The 19,112-nt window shown below is 46.2% G+C and carries 15 protein-coding genes; 4 read left to right on the top strand and 11 right to left on the bottom strand.

What is annotated here, in order from left to right; genetic code table 11:
- Positions 1-516: 516 nt before the first annotated feature.
- Together QUA88_RS08645 and QUA88_RS08640 are read right to left on the bottom strand one after the other, a co-directional pair.
- A complete protein-coding gene (locus tag QUA88_RS08645) occupies positions 517-738 on the bottom strand; it encodes a hypothetical protein (protein WP_333057430.1) in 222 nt (73 codons plus the stop codon).
- Positions 735-2,504 (bottom strand): S8 family peptidase, encoded by a 1,770-nt coding sequence (locus tag QUA88_RS08640; protein ID WP_333232134.1) that lies wholly within the window; start codon positions 2,502-2,504, stop codon positions 735-737. Before QUA88_RS08640 ends, QUA88_RS08645 begins: the two co-directional genes overlap by 4 nt.
- A 255-nt stretch (positions 2,505-2,759) precedes the next feature.
- Here QUA88_RS08640 and QUA88_RS08635 point away from each other — a divergent pair, with 255 nt between their 5' ends.
- Positions 2,760-3,176 (top strand): hypothetical protein, encoded by a 417-nt coding sequence (locus QUA88_RS08635; protein WP_333057452.1) that lies wholly within the window; start codon positions 2,760-2,762, stop codon positions 3,174-3,176.
- A gap of 571 nt (positions 3,177-3,747) precedes the next feature.
- A complete protein-coding gene (locus QUA88_RS08630) occupies positions 3,748-5,448 on the top strand; it encodes a pentapeptide repeat-containing protein (RefSeq protein ID WP_333271238.1) in 1,701 nt (566 codons plus the stop codon).
- 238 nt (positions 5,449-5,686) lie between these two features.
- Here QUA88_RS08630 and QUA88_RS08625 read toward each other — a convergent pair whose 3' ends face one another.
- From QUA88_RS08625 to QUA88_RS08595, 7 genes are all read right to left on the bottom strand, one after another.
- Positions 5,687-6,652 (bottom strand): hypothetical protein, encoded by a 966-nt coding sequence (locus QUA88_RS08625; protein ID WP_333271235.1) that lies wholly within the window; start codon positions 6,650-6,652, stop codon positions 5,687-5,689.
- Positions 6,649-7,614 carry a site-specific DNA-methyltransferase gene (locus QUA88_RS08620; RefSeq protein WP_333271232.1) on the bottom strand — a complete coding sequence of 322 codons (966 nt, stop codon included), beginning with the start codon at positions 7,612-7,614 and terminating at the stop codon, positions 6,649-6,651. The genes QUA88_RS08625 and QUA88_RS08620 overlap by 4 nt, the downstream gene beginning before the upstream one ends.
- Positions 7,615-7,731: 117 nt before the next feature.
- On the bottom strand, positions 7,732-9,825 hold the full coding sequence (locus tag QUA88_RS08615; RefSeq protein ID WP_333271229.1) for a HEAT repeat domain-containing protein: 2,094 nt from the start codon (positions 9,823-9,825) through the stop codon (positions 7,732-7,734).
- A gap of 217 nt (positions 9,826-10,042) precedes the next feature.
- Positions 10,043-10,402: a nitrite reductase small subunit NirD gene (gene nirD / locus QUA88_RS08610; RefSeq protein WP_333057424.1), complete on the bottom strand. Its 360-nt coding sequence runs from the start codon at positions 10,400-10,402 to the stop codon at positions 10,043-10,045.
- Positions 10,403-10,663: 261 nt separating this feature from the next.
- A complete protein-coding gene (gene nirB, locus QUA88_RS08605; RefSeq protein WP_333232106.1) occupies positions 10,664-13,228 on the bottom strand; it encodes a nitrite reductase large subunit NirB in 2,565 nt (854 codons plus the stop codon).
- 339 nt (positions 13,229-13,567) lie between these two features.
- Positions 13,568-14,356 carry an ABC-2 family transporter protein gene (locus tag QUA88_RS08600; protein ID WP_333057421.1) on the bottom strand — a complete coding sequence of 263 codons (789 nt, stop codon included), beginning with the start codon at positions 14,354-14,356 and terminating at the stop codon, positions 13,568-13,570.
- Between the two features lie 295 nt (positions 14,357-14,651).
- Positions 14,652-15,632, bottom strand: a complete 981-nt coding sequence (locus QUA88_RS08595) for an ATP-binding cassette domain-containing protein (protein ID WP_333057420.1) — start codon at positions 15,630-15,632, stop codon at positions 14,652-14,654.
- Positions 15,633-15,830: 198 nt separating this feature from the next.
- On the opposite strand from QUA88_RS08595, the gene QUA88_RS08590 reads away from it, so the two are divergent.
- A complete protein-coding gene (locus QUA88_RS08590) occupies positions 15,831-16,640 on the top strand; it encodes a calcium-binding protein (RefSeq protein WP_333057419.1) in 810 nt (269 codons plus the stop codon).
- Between the two features lie 61 nt (positions 16,641-16,701).
- Here QUA88_RS08590 and QUA88_RS08585 read toward each other — a convergent pair whose 3' ends face one another.
- The gene (locus tag QUA88_RS08585; RefSeq protein WP_333057417.1) at positions 16,702-17,709 is read right to left on the bottom strand and encodes an NAD(P)-dependent alcohol dehydrogenase; all 1,008 of its coding nucleotides are present in this window, start codon (positions 17,707-17,709) and stop codon (positions 16,702-16,704) included.
- Positions 17,710-17,724: 15 nt separating this feature from the next.
- Between QUA88_RS08585 and QUA88_RS08580 the strand changes: the two genes are divergently transcribed.
- A complete protein-coding gene (locus QUA88_RS08580) occupies positions 17,725-17,907 on the top strand; it encodes a hypothetical protein (protein WP_333057415.1) in 183 nt (60 codons plus the stop codon).
- 112 nt (positions 17,908-18,019) lie between these two features.
- On the opposite strand, the gene QUA88_RS08575 is transcribed toward QUA88_RS08580, so the two are convergent.
- Positions 18,020-18,823, bottom strand: coding sequence for an SDR family oxidoreductase (locus QUA88_RS08575; protein ID WP_333271223.1), 804 nt, complete (start codon positions 18,821-18,823; stop codon positions 18,020-18,022).
- Positions 18,824-19,112: the final 289 nt, after the last annotated feature.

Here is a 19,112-nt window from a genome sequence, read left to right as displayed (position 1 = left end):
CACCTCGAACCGGAGACTAAATTAGTAGATGCACCCTGATTAATTAACTCCCGACCAATTTTGGCCGGGTTTTTTTTGTCGTAAGCTGCTACGCATCTAAATTGAGTACAGAGACGGGCAAGATGCCCGTCCCACAATAATTGTAGAAAAATTGACTGTCAAATTAGATGCACAGCAGCTTATTACAGCCAAAATCGCTAATTATCAAAAATTTTCTCAAACTGTCCCGAACAGGTGCACCTCGAACCGGAGACTAAATTAGTAGATGCACCCTGATTAATTAACTCCCGACCAATTTTGGCCGGGTTTTTTTTTCGTATTGCAGTCAAAACCACAAAATTTCAATAAATCAATAATTATCCGCGTTAATCTGCGTACATCGGCGGTTAAAAATCAAATTGATCCCGAACATCGTCCTAGCCACTGGAAAGTAAATAAAGATGCACCCTGATTAATAAACCCCAGCCAATTTTGGCCGGGGTTTTTTTTGCTCGAAAGCTGGATTAGTCGATCGACCTACAACACATCAAAAGACTGCACCTCAAGCACCGGGCCGATCATAGCAAAAGTCATCACATCCTTGCGGACTTCACCTTTGACACTGACTTTCAAATCAGCTTTTTTCAACTCAGAAGGAGCATTCTTAAGTTCGTAAGTTTCCCCATCTTCGCCAACCAAAGCCCAAGTGCCCGGGCCTAATCCTTTGCGTTCAATTTTGCCTTTGACAGTAATACTCATGCCGATCGCACCTCTGTTTTAATTGCTAAACGCGCCAGTCCGAAACACAGAAAAGCATTGACAATCAAGAATGTTTGTGATAATAAACCTGTGCCCAATCCCCAGACTGCGGGAGACACAAAAGCATTCACCGCTAAACTGCTAGCAAAGCCGATCGAAATGGCGATCGCGATCCACTTCCACTGTTGATGTCCCAACAGCAAAGCAATCAAAATCCCAGGAATCAAAACGCTAGCAAAAAAGGGATTCAGCATACTGCTGCCAGTAATTGCACCGCCGAGTTCGGGAATAGAACTGCCCATCACCCGCATCGGCCACTGCGGCAAGTCAAATACAAACAAGTTCCGCAGGAAAAAGAACCCAGAACTACCAGCAATCAAGCCACCGGAAAAGCCCCAAGTCCAGGCGAAGGGGAAATAATTCCGCATCAAGAAAGCCAGCAGGTAAGAACCGAGCACCATTGCAATTTTAGGCAACAGGGCGACTGCGCCGCCGTCAATCCAAAAGCGGGGGTTGAGATAGCCGTTATCGCGCAGCCAGCGGAAAAAATCGCGGAAGTTGATTTGTCCGCGCTGGGCTAGCTGAACTGCTGCGGCTGCGTCTAGGTGTCCTGAACCAAAATGGTTTAAGGGATCTTCAGTGACAGTTCGCGACGACTGCAAGAGTACGCTGCGAATTGCGTCTGGTTCTGTGATACCGGAAGCCTTGACAAGGGCTGCAACGGCTGCAACGTGGGGAGAAGCCATGCTAGTGCCTTGGTAGCCTTCAAAGACTTCGGCGCCGGTTTCCGGGTCGATCGTACTTTGTAGGATTTTGCCCATTTCAGAACCGCCGGGGGCTGCAATGTCAACCCCTGCGCCGAAATTGGAGTAAGAGGCTTTTTCGTCGTCGGGGCCGAGGGCGGAAACGCCGATGACGTGGGGATAGCGGGCGGGATAGGAAGCGGAACTGTCGCCGGAGTTGCCGGCGGCTGCGATGATGACAACGCCTTTAGAGTGGGCGTAGTCGATCGCCTCGGACATTAACTGACTTTCACCGCCGCCACCGAGACTCATGTTGATAACATCGGCGCCGTTGTCAGCAGCAAATTTAATTGCTTCGGCGATGTCGGAAACCGTGCCGCCACCGCTGCCGCTTAACACTTTTAGCGGCATTAAAGCTGCTTCGTAGGCGATGCCCGCAACGCCGTAATTGTTGTTAGTTGATTGGGCGACAGTACCTGCGACGTGAGTACCGTGGCCGTTGTCATCGTAGGCTTCGGCGCGATCGTTTACAAAGTCGTAGCCCGGTACAAATTTGGTTTCTTTTAAGTCAGCGACTGGAGTAATACCCGTGTCAATTATCGCTACTGTTGTGCCGCTGCCTTTGGTTTCGTTCCAGGCAGATTCTACATTGATACTGCGGAGATTCCACTGCTTGGTATACATGGGGTCGTTGGGAATCTCGAAAGCGCTGTAGACGTAGTTCGGTTCAATGTATTCGGTATCTTTAGCCAAATTTGATTTTCTCAGGGCGTTTAGCAAAGTGCGATCGCCCTTAACTACATATACATTGTCTGCCGCTGAGAATTCGCTGTTGAGTTGCGGTGCGACTTGGTACTGTTGGGCGATCGCATTTACTTCTTTCGCAATCTCAGCAGCACCCAAATCTTCGCGGAAATCCAGCACAATCGAGTCGTAAGTGCCTTGAGTAGCAAGTCCTGGGAAATTAGAAATCGCCCAGCCGAGCCCGATTAAAAATAAGCACAGAAGGAAAAACTTTTTCATTGCCGATCGTCCGTTTAGGGAAGGCGTGTTCACCACAATAACCCAATTTTCACTGCCCGCGCCAGTTTTCCTTGCTGTGGCTTGTGGATATCTCGCACGCGGGCGTTTGGTATTTTTCGGCTGTGGCTGTTGCTCGATCAAAAATTGCTCTAATTTCTAGTTTAAATTGCAGAGCAAGTTTTAGGAGTTCAATTAATTGTATCATTAGAGAAGATGAGAAACAGAACAAGCGAGTATTTTCAACAAGGGTATTGCATGGAAAGAGGTTTAATGTGGCTGCCCCTGCTGGCAATCTTTATCGGGCTGGCTTGGGCAGGGTGGAACGAGTATCAAAAGCTGGAAGCGTATCGCGTCTGGGCAGAACAATTCGCTAAAGCCAAGTACGATATTTATGCTGTACTCGGTCAGCAAGAAGACTGTTTAACTTGGGGAAAACCTACTCGCAGCGGGCCTGTAAATTTGCAAACTTTTTCTTTAAAAGACGTGCAGTCGCTGCGGTTGTTAGTCAACTCTCAGGCAGTTGATTTAGAGTCGCCGCCGAATTCGGGAAGTCCAATCGCCCTCGAATTTTTGTTGAAAGATGCTGCTGCGGTGCAGGTTCCTTTTACAGAAATTCCTCTAGCGACTAAATGGGGAAAACACTTACAGCAAGAATTGCAGCGCTTTAGGTAAAAACACTCTCCGGCGGGGCAGTGTATGGGGAGCATCTCAATGAAAGCAACCAAGCCCAAAATTGGAGTTTGGAGGCAGGAGTTTGGAGGCAGGAGGCAGAAGAAAACAGGAAGAAGGAAGGAGCCAGAAGAAGTATTTTTCCAAATATAAGATGCTCCCAGCGTATTAGATATGAACTCGGCTACTTGAAGTTACAAAAGTCTGTAAAACTGGTAGTAGAAATAGAAGTTACGCACCAAATCCTTTGAACTGCCATCTATAGGGGTAAAGTACGCACTGATCGCCCGGAGGACATGAGTTATTACAGTAAGTAGTAGGAGTAGTGTTCCCGTGCTTAGCCCGCTCGTGTTCCGTGCGTACCTTACAGTTCAAGTTATTGACCCCCTCGCATCCAGGATACCCGCCACGTGATTCATCCGTCCAGAAATAAAAAACCTGTATCCGATGAAAATTGGCGAACGTATTTATCTGTGGGGTCAATGCTTTAATCTAAAATCTAAAATCTAAAATCTAAAATCGATTGACCCGCGCGTCCTAAAACAGCTAAATTGCCAGCCCCCCAATCTGCGGAATGCAAACACAAGAATTTTTACAGCGCTATCAACAGGGAGAGCGCAACTTTGGTCACATTGACCTTAGCGGCGCTAGTTTAAGCGGTGTTAACCTGCGAGAAATAGACCTCACTGGTGCTAACTTGACCGGTGCTAATTTGAGCTGGTCTTTTTTGAGCAATGCCAAGTTGATAGGGGCTTGTTTGCGGCGCGCGGATCTCCGCAGTGTGGGGCTGGCTGGGGCGAATCTGAGCGGGGCAAATTTGAGCGGGGCAAATCTTGCTAAAGCGGATTTGCGCCTTGCTTGTTTGGAAGCCGCAGAACTCAATTGGGCCGCGTTTCCGGAAGCGGATTTGGGCGGTGCTAATCTTCAAGGAGTTAAATCTGACCAAATTAATTTGGCTGGGGCTAAACTCGACGGCGCGAAGTTGATGGAGGCGGAATTGATGGAGGCGAATCTCAACCGCGCCAGTCTTGTTGGTGCTAATTTAACGGGTGCTAATTTGCGGGAAGCGCATTTGGTGGAAGCGAATTTGCGATCGGCAATTTTAATCGGTGTAAATTTGATTGAAGCTGACTTGAATGGCGCTCAAATGCGATCGGCAAATCTGACGGGCGCTGACTTGCACCGAGCTGTGCTGGCGGGGGCGGATTTGACTGAGGCGGTGCTGGATAACGCTGATTTGAGTCGAGCTAATCTGGCGGGTTCTTATTTATTGAAAGCGAGTTTTAAGAAGGCGCTTTTGCTGCGAGCTAACCTGCAAGGAGTGTATTTGCTGCGAGCAGATTTGAGCGAAGCTAATTTGCGAAGTGCTGATTTGCGGAAAGCTGATTTGAGTGGCGCTTATTTGATGGATGCGATGTTGGGTGAGGCGGATTTAAGAGAAGCTTGTTTGATTGAGTGCCGTTTGATTCGGACGAATTTGGAGGGAACCCAGCTTACGGGTTGCTGCATTCAAAATTGGCAAGTTCAAGATGTCGATCTGTCGAGAGTTGACTGCAGCTATGTTTTTACTGAGTTTGATTATACTGCGAAAGTTGCGGCAAATCGCTTGCCGATCGATCGCGATTTTGAGTCGGGGGAATTGGGGCGGCAGCATCAAGAGGACAGTTCTATTGTCAAGGTGTGTTTTGAGGAATCTCCTAATTGGGAAGCTTTGGTTTTTACGCTGCGTCGGGTGGAGTTGGAAAGCCACGAACTCAAATTCAACGTTCAATTTTTTGAGTCGGCGGGAGAACAAAGTTTATTGCGGCTGAGTGCGAACCGTTTGGTGAACGGCAAGATTTTGGGCGATCGCATTTTGGAGATTTATCCAGATATGTTGGAAAAGGTTTTAGCCAAGGGCGCTGAAATTTTGAGTTTGCTAGACTTGGCTGTTCCTAGTAACAATGCGGAGCCGAGCCAAAAGGAAGTATTGCTCAGAAGACAGGAAATCTACCAGCGAATGGTGCGCCAAATTTCGTTTATTTTGATGTCTCAGACGCCGGATAAATTCTCTGAAAGCGTGCAGCGGCTGTTGGATTATTTGAAGCAGCAAGGTATCCCGACAGAGCAGATTCAAAAGAAAGTTATCAGTCAGGCGATCGTGCAGCGGGCGAAGCAAGACCCGGCTTTTCGGGAACAGTTGCTCGCGTGGGAGAAAACGGCGTCCGATCGCGTTCGCGGTTCGATGATGGGGGAAGCGGTGCGGTATGCGATCGCCCTTTTGACCGATTATTAACATTTAATTGTTAACCCTTGAAGCTGCAGAGTGGCTAATACCCGCACTGAGTCTTCTGTGTCGGAAACTGCAAGCATCGTGCAGCAGGCTAAGCAATACCAAGCTTTTCGGGAACAGTTGCTTATGTGGGAGAAAAGGGCTTCGGAGTGCGATCGTTGTTCGATGATGGGGGAAGCGGTGCGGTATGCGATCGGCATGTTGTGGCAATTAAACGGTTTGTTAGCCTGCGCTTGCTTCACTATTCTTCGCTTTCCTCGTTTTCGTCTTCTTCTATTTCTACCTCTTCTAGGGACTGTCCATCTCTATTGAGCAAATTCCAAAGATCGTCATAGAAAAAATGATCGATAGTTTGAATGTGCTGTGAGAGCAACGGATCTGTAATCATATTCGGTCGAATATCGCAATAATACACACCATCCAATGGATTGAGCTTAATAGTATAAGCTTTGAAATGCCCCGGCAAAAAGGTAGCATTAATGCCATAGCGATGCTGTTGCTTCGTTTTCTTTCTTTGCACATCGTTGAGGAAAATTGCAATATGAGGTACATCGGTATTGGTCAATTTATTGTACAAAAACTTATCTACAAAAATTTTGTCAATACGATCTTTACTGGAGGTTTTTACCGAACCAATAATTTTGAGTTCATCTTCTTTGCTGATCAACAAGTCGTGTTGATAACTGCTATGAAACAAAATTCCATCGTTGTCGTCTTTAACTGGAACCTGTGCTGTTCCAGCGACACAATCTATATTTAGAGCGGAAATTATGAGACAGATTAAACGCTCAAAAAGATCCCCATTTACTTTACGAGCTTGATTAGATTTTCCTGAAGGTAGTGCATCCAGAGCAGCGCCTATTGATTGCTGCATCGTGTATATGGTACAAATTAAAACTTGCCTCAATCCATCATCAGGTAACTCTCTATCACGCAACTGTTCAAGAGCTTGTAAAAATTGAACAGAATTAGTTTCAAATACAGATACCTCATACATCAAAGATGTATTAATTGGGCGCGTAATATTGTAATAGCCATCAGTCTGATACTGATAAAACTGGTAGTGATTCTCGTTCTGCGAAACAATTCTAGCTTGCAAACCCGTTTCAATAAATTTTAGATAGCTCTTACAAAAATTTATATAATCCTGAATATTTTGAAAGCGTTTTTTGTCCGTTGCATGATTGACTAAATCTGTTAATGTCATCGTATAGATTCCCGTCTTTCTGCATTTTTACGATCTAGAGATATCCATTCTTCTTTTGTCATACGACGAACATTTTCTATACGTCTGAATGCCCAATCGTTGTATTCCATATTCAGATCGCATCCCATCCAATAACGATTTAGTTGTTCTGCAACAACGAGAGTTGTTCCTGAACCTGAAAATGGATCGATAACCACATCCCCTTCATTAGAAGACGCAAGAACAAATTTTCTTAATAACTCTTCGGGTTTTTGCGTCGGGTGAGGTGTTGTTTCACCCATACCGTTACAAGTAGTGGGAATCTCTATTACATCTTTAGGCTTTGCACCTTTTGGATTTGGTGTCCAGTTATGGTGTTGCTTTGTTGAGCCTTGTGCATAAGCACTTGTTTTCGCTTGCGGATGTGAAGGATATTTTAAAGTATGTGCGCCATAGGGAATTCGTACATCGTCAATATTTAGTTTGAGGCAATCAGATTTACGAAAGTGAAGAATGCTTTCATGGGAACGCCCCCAATCGTTACCTAAATTCGCTTTATTTTTATAGTGCCAGATTAACCAACGGCAACTCTTAAAATACTTGGATGCTGGACGTTTTAGATCAGCTAAAATTTCAGAAAATCCACAAATATATAGAGACCCTGTTGATTTGAGAATACGCGAAGCTTCGCTAACCCATTGAAGTGACCATTCAATGTACTGCTCTTGATTCTCAAAGCGATCCCAATCTGCTTTCTTAATGTTATAAGGTGGATCGGCAAAAATCAAATTAACACTCTCAGGCTCAATAAATTTAAGCCAATCGATTGAATTACCTTGATAAAGTTGCCCATGAGCATGAGAATATTGCAGTTGAAAACCTTGTGTTAAAGGTTTTAACTCTTGCTCCCTAATTTGTTGTGTCTCACCTACAACGTCTAGGGAGGGTTGCATCATGTTCAAAGCTTTATTAGAACTGACCACCTTCGTTTATCCCTCGCTACCTGTGCAAACGGCTAGGGATAGATTATAGTACACATGGATTACACCTCACTAATTTTTTGAGACCTAGGACTCAGAGATTGATGATATTATTTCGGTTTACCAGTCTTGGCTGCGTAGTCGGCGACTCGCTAAGGCCCGCACTTGCTCTTCTGCGTCGGAAACTGCAAGAGCTCGCAACAACGGCACAACTCCCGGATTTTCGGGATAATGTTCGATAATCGCTTCGAGTGCTGTAAACCTGGGATTGTAAGGAAAAGAACCGTTTTGATTGTCAGGATCGCTCAAAGCCCGATCGCGCAAAAACTCAAACATTCCCGGCTCATCTTTCCATCCCCGCATTAACTCTACCAGGGCGATCGCCCGCACCTGCGAATCTTCATCCTTTTGAGCTCTACTTTTGAGCCACTCGAAAGTTTGAGACTGATTTGTCCACCCGCGCGCTAACTTTTGCAAAGCGATTTGCCTGACAGCGGGACTCTCATCGCCCTCTGCTTTAGCCTCCAGCAGCATCCAAGTTTCAGGATTGTCTGGCCAGTTGTAAGCGAGTTCAAGCACCGCCGCTTCCCGCACTAGCGCTTCCCCAGAATCGAGCTGAATTTTCAGCCAAGACAAGGTTTCCGGGGCGTCGGGCCACCCCCGCACGATCGATCGCACCAGCACGCTCAGCAGGTGAGAATCATGCTCATACTCGACCCGGCTTTTGAGGAAAGGCAGCGTCTCGCCCCGATGAGACCAGCGTTTTGCGATCTCTGCCACCGCAGTTTCTCGGACGTTCAGGTGTCTGTCAGACGCGGCGAGATTTTGCAACCAGCCAAAGATTTCGAGACTGCCTGATGCCAGTGCGGCGACAGCCTCCACTACTACTTGCCGCACAGTCCAGTAATCCTCGGAATCAGCTATTTTTTGCAGCAGGGGCAGGGTTTCTGGGTGATCGGGCCAACCTGCGGCTATCTGTTGTAGGGCTATTTCTCGCAGGTCGGCGTCGCGATCGCCCAATGCTATATTTTTCAAAAAAGTCAGAGTTTCGGGGTTCCCTGGCCAGCCAGAGGCTATTGCTTGCACTGCTGAGCGCCGGACGCTGGAACTCGCGTCGGACTCGGCTTTAGTCTTCAGCAGCGGGTAAATGTCTGGTTCGTCGGGCCAGTGCGAGGCCAATTCTTCTAAGGCTGCTGTCCGCACTTCTTTACTGCTGTCAGATTCGGCTAGGGTTTTCAGCAGCAGGCAAACGTCGGCTGCGGCGGGCCAGCCCGCTGCCAACTCCCGCACCGCTACGGTTCGCAGGATAGAACTTCCTGTCTGGGCAAGGTTTTTGAGCAGGGAGGCCGTGCCTAAAAGGCTGTGCCAACCTCTGGCTATTTCTTGCCACGCACAGACTCGCACTCCCAAATTTTCGTCGGATTCGGCGGCGGTTCTCAGCAGCAGCAAGGTATCTGTGCGATCGGGCCAATTAGAGGCCAACTGTTCGAGTGCTGCGGTGCGGACTGCGGGACTTTGATCTGACATAGCCAGGGCACTCAGCAGCGGCAAGGTATCGCTCGTGTCGGGCCAACCACAAGCCATTTCTCGCGCACAGGTCGATCGCACTGCCCAGCTTGGATCTGATTTGGCGAGGTTTTTGAGCATCAGGTAAATTTCTGGCTGATCTGGCCAACCACGGGCTATTGCTTCGACTGCTGTGGATCGGACTTCGCCACAGTCGGTGGAGTGAGCGAGTATTTTCAGCCAGGGCAGGGTTTGCGGGTCGTTTTTCCAAGTTTGGGCGATCGCTGCGATCGATCGATTGCGAATTTGATAAGTTTCCTGCAATTCTTGAGCGCTTTGATAAAGAATCAGGAAACCCGTACCGTATTGCGATAACTTTTTTAAAGCGTTTAACAGTTTTTTGGCAGTTTTTTTATTAATATCATTTTCAACTTTTAACAAGCATTGCGCTGCTAAAAACAAATTAATAAATTTTTCTTGTTGACCGTTCTGATCTGTGAGATATTCTATAATTTGGCTCGCTGTTTCTTTGTCGAGCTTAGCTGCAATTTCTCTGAGGACTTCGTGCAAAGATTCGTCCCGCCAGTGCTGGCCGAAAACTTGTATGTTGAGTTCGCCCCAAGTCAGTTGACCGATTTTGAGTTGGGCATGGATTAACTCTGCTACAATCTGGGGATTATTTTCGGAAACAAGTTTTTTTAACAACATACCGATACCCTGCCCCTTAAGTTTGTTTGCATTGACCATCCTCGCATCAGCTCGGATATTAATTGAGATTTTTTTGAGCGAGCGTGGAGTATGGAGCCAATCGACTCTATTTTATACGAAAAATACTGAGTCGGGAGGGCCCTAATGCAAAATCCGCCAGCACCCACAGAAATGTTAGGTGGTGGCGGATGGCGATCGAACAATTAAGCCGCTGAATCTAACTAACAGCTACTTGGACGCGATCGGCTACAACCCGAACCGCAAAAGTAGGAATCTTTACCGTTTCATCATCCAGACATTGCCCGGTAGTCAGACTAAAGTTTTGTTTGTAAATGGGAGAAGCAACTTTGAGAGTGCCGTTGCGATCGCCCACAATTCCCCGCGACAAAACAAAAGCTTTGCTAAACGGGTCATAATTGCTAAGCGCATAAACTTCATCCCCGTTTCCCACTCGGAAAATTGCCACTTGTTCGCCTTTAACTAAAGCGCAAACTCCAGTATAAGGGGCGATCGCATCCAGAGAACACACATCTACCCAAGTAGTCACAGTATCCGAAACTTGTAATGATTGAACCATTTTCTTTTCCTGTTATTTTACTTCAATCTCGTTCCCAGTCTCCGGCTGGGAACGTAGGTTTCGAGGCTCTGCCTCGCCTCGCGGAAGGAGGCTCTGGCTTACGGTTAGAGGAGGCAGAGCCTCCGGGACTTCATTCCCAGGCTCTGCCTGGGAACGAGATTAATTTACTTCAATCTAGTGTTCTTGTTCCCCCCTTATTAAGGGGGGCTAGGGGGGATCTCCGGGTTTCCTAGGCTCTGCTTGGAAACCCGATTATATGGGTTATTCCGAAACTCCAGCCAGAGCCTTTTCATGTTCGTTAGCCGGCCGCGTTTGTCCCCGTTCCGCAACACGAACAATACTCGGATCGGGCAAATCGGAATTCACAAAATGCTGGAATCGCTGCACCTTTTGTGGGTCTTCAATCGTCGTTTTCCACTCACATTGATAAGTATTCACTAAATGTTCCATCTGCGCTTCTAATTCAGCACAAATGCCCAGAGAATCCTCAATTATTACCTGTTTCAAATATTCAATTCCGCCCTCAAGTTTGTTCAACCAAGTAGCAGTGCGTTCCAATCTGTCGGCGGTGCGGATGTAGAAAACCAAGAATCGATCGATATACTTAATCAGCGTTTCCTTATCGATATCCGTCGCCAGCAAAACCGCGTGCTGTGGCTTAATACCGCCGTTGCCACACACATACAAATTCCAACCATTCTCTGTCGCAATTATCCCAAAGTCCTTGCTTTGAGCTTCCGCGCATTCGCGAGTGCAACCAGAGACAGCAGATTTGAGCTTGTGGGGCGATCGCAAACCACGATACCGCAATTCAACTTCGATCGCCAAACTCGTTGAATCCTGCACCCCAAAGCGGCACCAAGTGCTACCAACACAAGATTTTACAGTACGCAGAGCCTTACCGTAAGCGTGTCCCGACTCAAATCCCGCATCAATCAACCGCCGCCAAATATGCGGCAATTGATCCACACGAGCTCCAAACAAATCAATCCGTTGCCCGCCAGTAATCTTAGTATAAAGCCCAAAATCCCTGGCAACTTCACCCAAAACAATCAACTTATCCGGCGTAATTTCTCCCCCCGGTATTCGTGGCACCACCGAATAAGTACCGTCGCGCTGAATGTTTGCCAAAAAGTAATCGTTCGTATCTTGCAAACCGACGTGAGACTTCTCTAAAATATGGTCATTCCAAGTAGAAGCCAGCATCGAACTAACAGCAGGCTTGCAAATTTCGCAGCCCTTACCTTTGCCGTGTCTTTCAATCAACTCCTCAAAGGTTTTAATCTCTTGAGAACGCACTAAATGGTACAATTCTTGACGAGAATATTCAAAATGTTCGCAGAGATTATTTTTGACTGCAAACCCAGCTTTCTTCATCTCCGCCTTGAAGATATCCGTCACCAAAGGCACGCAGCCGCCGCAGCCCGTCCCCGCTTGAGTGCATTTCTTGACGCTGGCAACATCGGTTAAATTATGCTCGCGAATCGCTGCACAAATCTGCCCTTTGGTAACATTATTGCAAGAACAAATTTGAGCAGAATCCGGCAAACTGTCAACTCCAAAACCCGCCGGTGCTCCCCCTTCTCGCGGTGGCATTAATAAATCTTCGGGATGCGGCGGCAGAGCAATTTCATTTTGCATGAATTGCAGCAAAGTGCCGTAAGCCGAAGCATCTCCCACGAGAATTCCGCCTAAAATTCGGCTGCCGTCTTGATTTAAAACTAATTTTTTGTAAATGCCTTGGAATGTGTCAGTGACAACAATTTCTTTAGCATCGCCCGACTTGGGAAAAGGCTCTCCAAAACTAGCGACATCCACTCCCAATAATTTGAGTTTAGTGGACATATCCGCACCTGTAAAAGTGCTTGTGGGACGGGCATCTTGTCCGTCATCCGCTACACGGCTCAAAATATCTGCTGCTACGCTTGCCATTGTATACCCAGGCGCAACTAAGCCGTAGATGCGATTTTGATACAGGGCGCATTCTCCGATCGCATAAATGTCAGGATCGGAGGTTTGGCAGCTATCATTAATCAAAATGCCGCCGCGTTCACCTACTTCTATACCGCAACTTCTGGCAATTTCGTCGCGGGGCCGAATGCCAGCAGAAAACACAATCATATCTGTTGCTAATTCCGAACCGTCAGCAAACAGCATTTTAGTAACTTTGCCATCTTCACTGACAATTTCTGTGGTAGATTTGCTGATATGAACCGAAACCCCCAAATCTTCTATTTTGCTGCGGAGAATTGCCCCGCCAATTTCGTCAACTTGCACGGGCATCAGCCGCGAGGCAAACTCAACAACGTGAGTTTTCAAGCCCATATTTTGCAGAGCATTAGCACATTCTAGACCTAACAAACCGCCGCCAATTACTACACCTGTTTTGCAATTTTTAGCGTAATCGGACATCGCTTCCAGGTCGTCAATTGTCCGGTAAACAAAAGTTCCTGTAGCGTCTTTGCCTTGAATTGATGGCACAAATGGATAGGAACCGGTCGCGAGAACAATTTTGTCGTAGGGAACTTCTAAACCGTTGGCTGAAGAGACTGTTTTTTGTTCCCGATTAATGGCGACTGCTTTGTCGCCAATGTGAATCTGGATGCCGTTTTGTTGATAAAATCCCGGTGCAACTAAAGATAAATCTCCCGCTGTTTTGCCAGAGAAAAATCCGCTGAGGTTTACGCGATCGTAAGCAACGCGCGGTTCTTCACAAAAAGTAATTAAATTCCAGTGTTTGGCAGCATCCGAGCTCACCATTAACTCCAGGAACTTGTGACCTACCATGCCATTGCCGATTACAATGAGGTTTTTTTTGGCTGTCATGAGAATCTATTTTATCCCGTTTATCAGTCGTTGGGTTAATTAATATAAGAATTTATTATAAACTTTTGTACTTATAGATACAAAAAATGGAGATTTATGCAATTGTCGAATACTTCCGATTGCATTTTTGCATGATATGTGCGATCGACCGATTTTAGATTTTAGATTTTAGATTTTAGATTTACTCCACAGTTAAGTGGGGTGCGTTAGTCGATTTTAGATTTTAGATTTTAGATTTACTCCACAGTTAAGTAGGGTGCGTCAAGTAAGTCTTTTTGACAAAACGATTAATATTTTTACTGTGACGCACCTTACAGTTTTCTAATTCTTAATTATTATTTAAGCGCCCATGCCCGAATACTGCTTCAAACCCTGCCGCCAAAGCCAGCGATTCCACACAAAAAACACCGCACTCCAACCCAACATTACCAACAAACCGCGGCCTAAATCTACGGGTAATCCTATCAAGATAGAAGCGGGAAAATGAATCAAATAAGGAAACGGCGTCCACAAAACTACTTCGCGCACGGGTGCGGGAAACACTTCTAGTGGCGCGATAAGTCCCGATAAAAACAGGTAAATTAGAAACCAGAATTGCTCGATCGCACTTGCCCTTTCCAGCCAAAAAGCAAACAGCGCAAAGGTATACTGTATAATAAACCGCAAGCAAAAAGCCAAGACGATAACCAGCAAAAACAGCAAAAACCTGCCAAAACTTGGCAGCCAAAAAGCCTGCGGGTAAAGTGCAAAAAACAGCAGCACTAATCCCAATACAAACGGCAGCCTCGCAAACCTTTCGGAAATGTGAGATACGAAGTGGTGCCATACGGGATCGAGAGGCTGCAACAATTTATTAGATAGCCTGCCTTGGACTACTTCCTTTTCAAACTCCCAAATCACCCAAACTACATTTGTTTGCCTGACAATGAAAGCCGCTAGAAAATAACGAGCAAAGTCGATCGAATTCAGCCCAAATTGACCAGTTTCGGCCGCCTGCATCCAGACACCCATCAAGATAAACGGCAAAGCTCCCGACAGCGCCCACAAAAACAACTCCGCCCGGTATTCGAGCATATAAGCGTAGTAGGTAACTAGCAAAGTTTTAGCAATTCTCACAATTCTGTTCATATCAATTCTAGATTTAATTTTTCTGTTTTAGCAACGGGCAAGATGCCCGTTCCACAAAATATTGAAACTCTTGTGGAACAGGCATCTTGCCTGTTCAATTTTTCTGTTTTAGCAACGGTTTTAGCAACGGGCAAGATGCCCGTTCCACAAAATATTGAAAATCTAGTGGAACAGGCATCTTGCCTGTTCAATTTTTCTGTTTTAGCAACGGGCAAGATGCCCGTTCCACAAAACATTGAAAATCTAGTGGAACAGATATCTTGCCTGCTATGGAGAATCAACCCAGCCAAAAACATTACACTTTTCCCGTGCGAAAAACTCTACCAATTACCTCTTCAATTGGCGGATCGGTAACAGTCAAATCTATCACTTCTAACTCCGCCAAAATCTTCGCCACGCTCACCGTCAGCTCTTCCCTTTTCACCAAAAATCGTACCGATTGTCCCTCAATAGATTCTACCTCGCCGTAAGCAAAAGCACTATCTTTTTCCAGCGGCTTAGCTAATTTTACCTGAACTTCCCGATAAGGTGCAAACCTGTCGAGCAATCCGTCTAAACTGCCATCATAAACTAATTGCCCTTCATGGATTAACAAAACGCGCTTGCACAAAGCCGTAATGTCAGCCATGTAATGACTCGTCAACAGCACCGTTGCTTGATAGCGCTCGTTATATTCTCGCAGAAATTGCCTGACGCTAAACTGTGCGTTTATATCCAAACCTAAAGTCGGTTCATCTAAAAATAATACCTCCGGCTGGTGCAGCAGCGCCGCCATCAATTCAGCTTTCATGCGTTCGCCTAAAGAAAGCTTTCGTACAGGCTGATTTAACTTGCCTTCTAGTGACAGCATCTCTGTTAATTCTCCGACTCGCCGTCGATAATCTGCATCGGGAATGCCGTAGACAGCGGCATTGATTCGCAGAGAGTCAAGCACAGGTAAATCCCAAATTAACTGCTGTTTCTGCCCCATCACTAAGGTGATTTTTTGCAGAAAATCGGCTTCGCGACGGAAAGGAGTACGATCGCACACACTCACCGTACCCGCAGACGGATAAATCAAACCCGTCAGCATTTTCAGCGTAGTAGTTTTGCCCGCACCGTTAGCGCCGAGAAACCCCACGAATTCCCCCGGTTCAATACTGAAAGAGACGCCCTCAACTGCTTTGATATTGCGGTAAGTGCGACTAAAAAAGTGTCGCACTGTTCCTTTAAGTCCCGGTTCTTTAATCGCTACTGGATAAACTTTGCTCAAGTCTTCAACTAAGATAATTGGCATCGGCTCAAATTTTAACTTTTATTTTAATCTAGGGTATTTCCATCAGGCTTGTGTCAAGATGGAGCGATCGAGCTATCTAGTAGGGTGCGCCAGCCATTGCTCGATCGCGAGTCAGGAAGTAACTGTGTTCTGGCGCACCCTAATAAACTGTAGAATATTGCAAAATATCCATAATCACATCGCACAAAGTTTACAACTATGGTACTCACCCCAGATAATTCAGGCATCTCTCGTTTGGTAGGAGACAATTCTCCTGAAAATATTACACTTGCACCAGGACAACTTGCTAGTTTTCCTGGGGGACTTTGGATGGTGGGCGGCAATGATACTGTCAGGGGATCGTCAGATGCAGAACGGATTTTCGGCAACGATGGTAAAGACAGTCTGTTAGGCGGTGTCGGCAATGATTCTATTTACGCCGGCAAAGATGATGACGATGTTTTGGGAGAAACTGGCGACGATTTCTTGACAGGAGATAGAAATAGCGATTTCCTTGATGGGGGTGCGGGAAATGATTTGTTGCGCGGAGGACAAGGTGTTGATTTGTTAGTGGGCGGAGACGGTAATGATACTTTAATTGGCGACAGAGATGTGGATATTTACCAAGGTGGTGCAGGGAATGATGTATTTGTTTTTAGAGTCGATCAAGCGGGAATCCGAGTAGTTGGAATTGAAGTTCCTGACGCGGTAATTGTGGATTTTGATAAGTCTAGCGATTCGATTGGCATTAGTGTGGCATTTACCAGCAGCAATATATCATTGGAAGAGGTAAGCTATAGCTTGAACGATCCGAGACTGCTGCTGATCAATCCTGCAACTATAGCGGGGGGAACGAGTTTGTTAGCCAAGGGTGGCATTTCCCAGCGAAGTCTCGATCCCGATGGCAACGGCCGTGTGGAAGCTACTAATATTAGATTTGGTTTTACTAATGCGTTGTTGGGTACTGTTTTGAATGTGACCCCAGCCGATTTAAACGATCGTTTTATTAATGCTAATTCTTTGCTTTAATTCGTTGCTTATATATCTCTAGTAGGGTGCGACCGGGCGCACCTTACCCATTACCCATTATCTAACTCATCGTCAAAACTGCGCGATAGCGCACTTGATTGTCCCGGACTTTCTGCATTGCTTCATTCGCTTGTGCGATCGCAAAAACTTCAACAATTGGCTCAATCTCAAACTTCTCTGCAATTGCCAGCATTTCATTAATCATAGCGCGACCGCCGATGAGAGAACTCACAATTCGGCGTTGCTTTACCAGCAGCGAAAATAACGGAATGCTCAAAGGTTCGTCGGGAACTCCCACAAAAGCAAGCGCACCGTTAGAATCGAGAAAATCAATGTACGGAACCCAATCTAAAGAAGCAGGAACAGTGCTCAACAAAATATCTAATTTGCTGCTGGGGGCTTGAGGAACTTCGCCTTTTCCTACTACAATAGCTTCGTCCGCCCCCATTTTATGTGCAAATTCTGCCTTATCTTGGGAAGTAGTAAAAACTGTAACTCGGTTGCCTAATTTTTTGGCAAATTGCACCGCCATGTGTCCCAAACCGCCGATGCCAAGAATGCCAATTTCTTGCCCAGAACTCATCCCCGCATTTCGCAAACCGGCGTAAACCGTAATTCCGCCGCACAACAGCGGCCCCGCTACGTTGGAATCGATGCCTTTGGGAATAGGAAAAGCAAAGCGGGAATCTACCATCAAATAATCGGCAAAACCGCCCGGCCCTGTAACAATTAATCCCTGGTTTTCATCGCAGAGATTTTCGTTACCGCGCAAGCAGTCGTGGCACTGCAAACAAGACGACCTTTGCCAGCCGACACCAACGCGATCGCCCACTTTTAAATGAGTCACTTGCGGCCCTATTTCTGCCACTTCTCCGATAACTTCGTGGCCCGGAACGAGGGGATATTTTGATTGACCCCAGTCATTGTCAATCATGTGCAAGTCAGAGTGACAAATGCCGCAGGCTAAAACTTTGATAATACATTCATGTACTTTTGGAGGTTCGACATCGAATTTGTATTCTTCAAGCAATCCGCCTGTTTTTGTAACTGCAAGTGCTTTGATTTGCATGGTGTATTTCCTGGTTTGTTTGCCATTATAGTGCTCGATCGACTTTCACAGTCTCTTTCTTTAGTTGTATATATTCAGGTGAACATACCCCTAGAAATGATGCGCGTTACTAATAATTTGTCGGGTGCTTGTGGCGCACCTTACCAATTAGCAATTACCAATTATAGCAATCCTCGCATCAGTTGTAAAAATATTTAGGGGTAGTGCTAATAGTGCCTACCCCAGCCTGCATCGGGGCAACCACGGGGGGGTTGCCCCTACAAGAATTACACAAATCATTTAGGATTGCTATAGCAATTACCAATTAGTCTCATAACTTGCCATTTCCCATTGCCCACTGCATCAAACCGGGAAATAACCGATAAGCTTCCGATGCCAAAAAAGCAGGGCCGACGGTAACTTCTGCACGCTGATTTTTCACAGCATCCCAGATAGCTTTAGCAATATCTTCTGGCTGAGTTGCCCACTCAGATTTCAGCATTTTGCTCATTTGCTGGCGGCGCGATTCGACTGCGGGTTCGTCTCGATCGCGAAATTGAGCTCTTTCTAAAAAATCGCTGTTAATCAGGCCCGGATGCACGGCGCAAACGTGAATACCTTGAGGCGCTAATTCCAATCGCAAAGTTTCTGTTAAACCTGTTACTGCATATTTGCTGGCACAATAAGCAGTCATTTGAGGCAAAGGCATTTTGCCACCAATTGAACCAACATTGACGATTGTCCCGGTTTTTCGTTCCAAAAAATGTGGCAACATTTCTTGAATTGTGTTAACGCATCCCCAAAAATTGGTATTCATTAATTGCTGCCAGTCTTCGGAGGTAGTGTGCTCGATCGCCCCCGTGAGACAAATGCCAGCATTGTTAACTAAAACATCGATGTTGCCGCAGGTATCTAGGGCTTTTTGGACGATCGCCCGCACTTGGTGAATGTCGCCAACATCCCCCGGAATAGCTACAGCGGAAGTGCCTTCTCGCTGCACTTGAGCCGCTGCTGCTGCCAATCTCTCAGACTGGCGAGCTACCATAACTACATCGTAACCTTTACTTGCAAATAAAATTGCTGTTGCTTTGCCGCTTCCTTGAGAAGCGCCTGTAATCAAAACTGTAGGAGCCATAGATAGTTATAAATTGTAATATCAATTCCGGTTCAACCGGAATGACAGTTGACTGTTGACTGTTAGCTGTTGACTGTTGACTGTTAACAGTTAACTGTTTGGACATTTGAACAATACCGATGCAACCGGAAACGAGATGATTCGGACTTGTGTGATGTTAATTTTTGTAGGGGCGGGTTCGCCAACAATAATTGCCCATAATCTACAATCTCATAAACCCGCCCTGCCCATACTGCGATATTGAAACTATAACAGAGGTCAGGTAATTTTAGGCGCGCTCTAGGTTAAT

The sequence above is a fragment of the Microcoleus sp. D3_18_C2 genome (genome assembly GCF_036702395.1).
Classification (GTDB): domain Bacteria; phylum Cyanobacteriota; class Cyanobacteriia; order Cyanobacteriales; family Microcoleaceae; genus Microcoleus.
This window is presented reverse-complemented; position numbering and strand designations above follow the sequence as displayed.

Bases quoted from the DNA above. Each gene is read 5' to 3' on its own strand.
- QUA88_RS08645 (WP_333057430.1), bottom strand. From the start codon at position 738: ATGAGTATTACTGTCAAAGGCAAAATTGAACGCAAAGGATTAGGCCCG.
- nirD (WP_333057424.1), bottom strand. From the start codon at position 10,402: ATGGTTCAATCATTACAAGTTTCGGATACTGTGACTACTTGGGTAGAT.
- QUA88_RS08635 (WP_333057452.1), top strand. From the start codon at position 2,760: ATGGAAAGAGGTTTAATGTGGCTGCCCCTGCTGGCAATCTTTATCGGG.
- QUA88_RS08630 (WP_333271238.1), top strand. From the start codon at position 3,748: ATGCAAACACAAGAATTTTTACAGCGCTATCAACAGGGAGAGCGCAAC.
- QUA88_RS08595 (WP_333057420.1), bottom strand. From the start codon at position 15,632: ATGCCAATTATCTTAGTTGAAGACTTGAGCAAAGTTTATCCAGTAGCG.
- QUA88_RS08640 (WP_333232134.1), bottom strand. From the start codon at position 2,504: ATGAAAAAGTTTTTCCTTCTGTGCTTATTTTTAATCGGGCTCGGCTGG.
- QUA88_RS08615 (WP_333271229.1), bottom strand. From the start codon at position 9,825: ATGTTGTTAAAAAAACTTGTTTCCGAAAATAATCCCCAGATTGTAGCA.
- QUA88_RS08590 (WP_333057419.1), top strand. From the start codon at position 15,831: ATGGTACTCACCCCAGATAATTCAGGCATCTCTCGTTTGGTAGGAGAC.
- QUA88_RS08575 (WP_333271223.1), bottom strand. From the start codon at position 18,823: ATGGCTCCTACAGTTTTGATTACAGGCGCTTCTCAAGGAAGCGGCAAA.
- QUA88_RS08625 (WP_333271235.1), bottom strand. From the start codon at position 6,652: ATGACATTAACAGATTTAGTCAATCATGCAACGGACAAAAAACGCTTT.
- nirB (WP_333232106.1), bottom strand. From the start codon at position 13,228: ATGACAGCCAAAAAAAACCTCATTGTAATCGGCAATGGCATGGTAGGT.
- QUA88_RS08585 (WP_333057417.1), bottom strand. From the start codon at position 17,709: ATGCAAATCAAAGCACTTGCAGTTACAAAAACAGGCGGATTGCTTGAA.
- QUA88_RS08600 (WP_333057421.1), bottom strand. From the start codon at position 14,356: ATGAACAGAATTGTGAGAATTGCTAAAACTTTGCTAGTTACCTACTAC.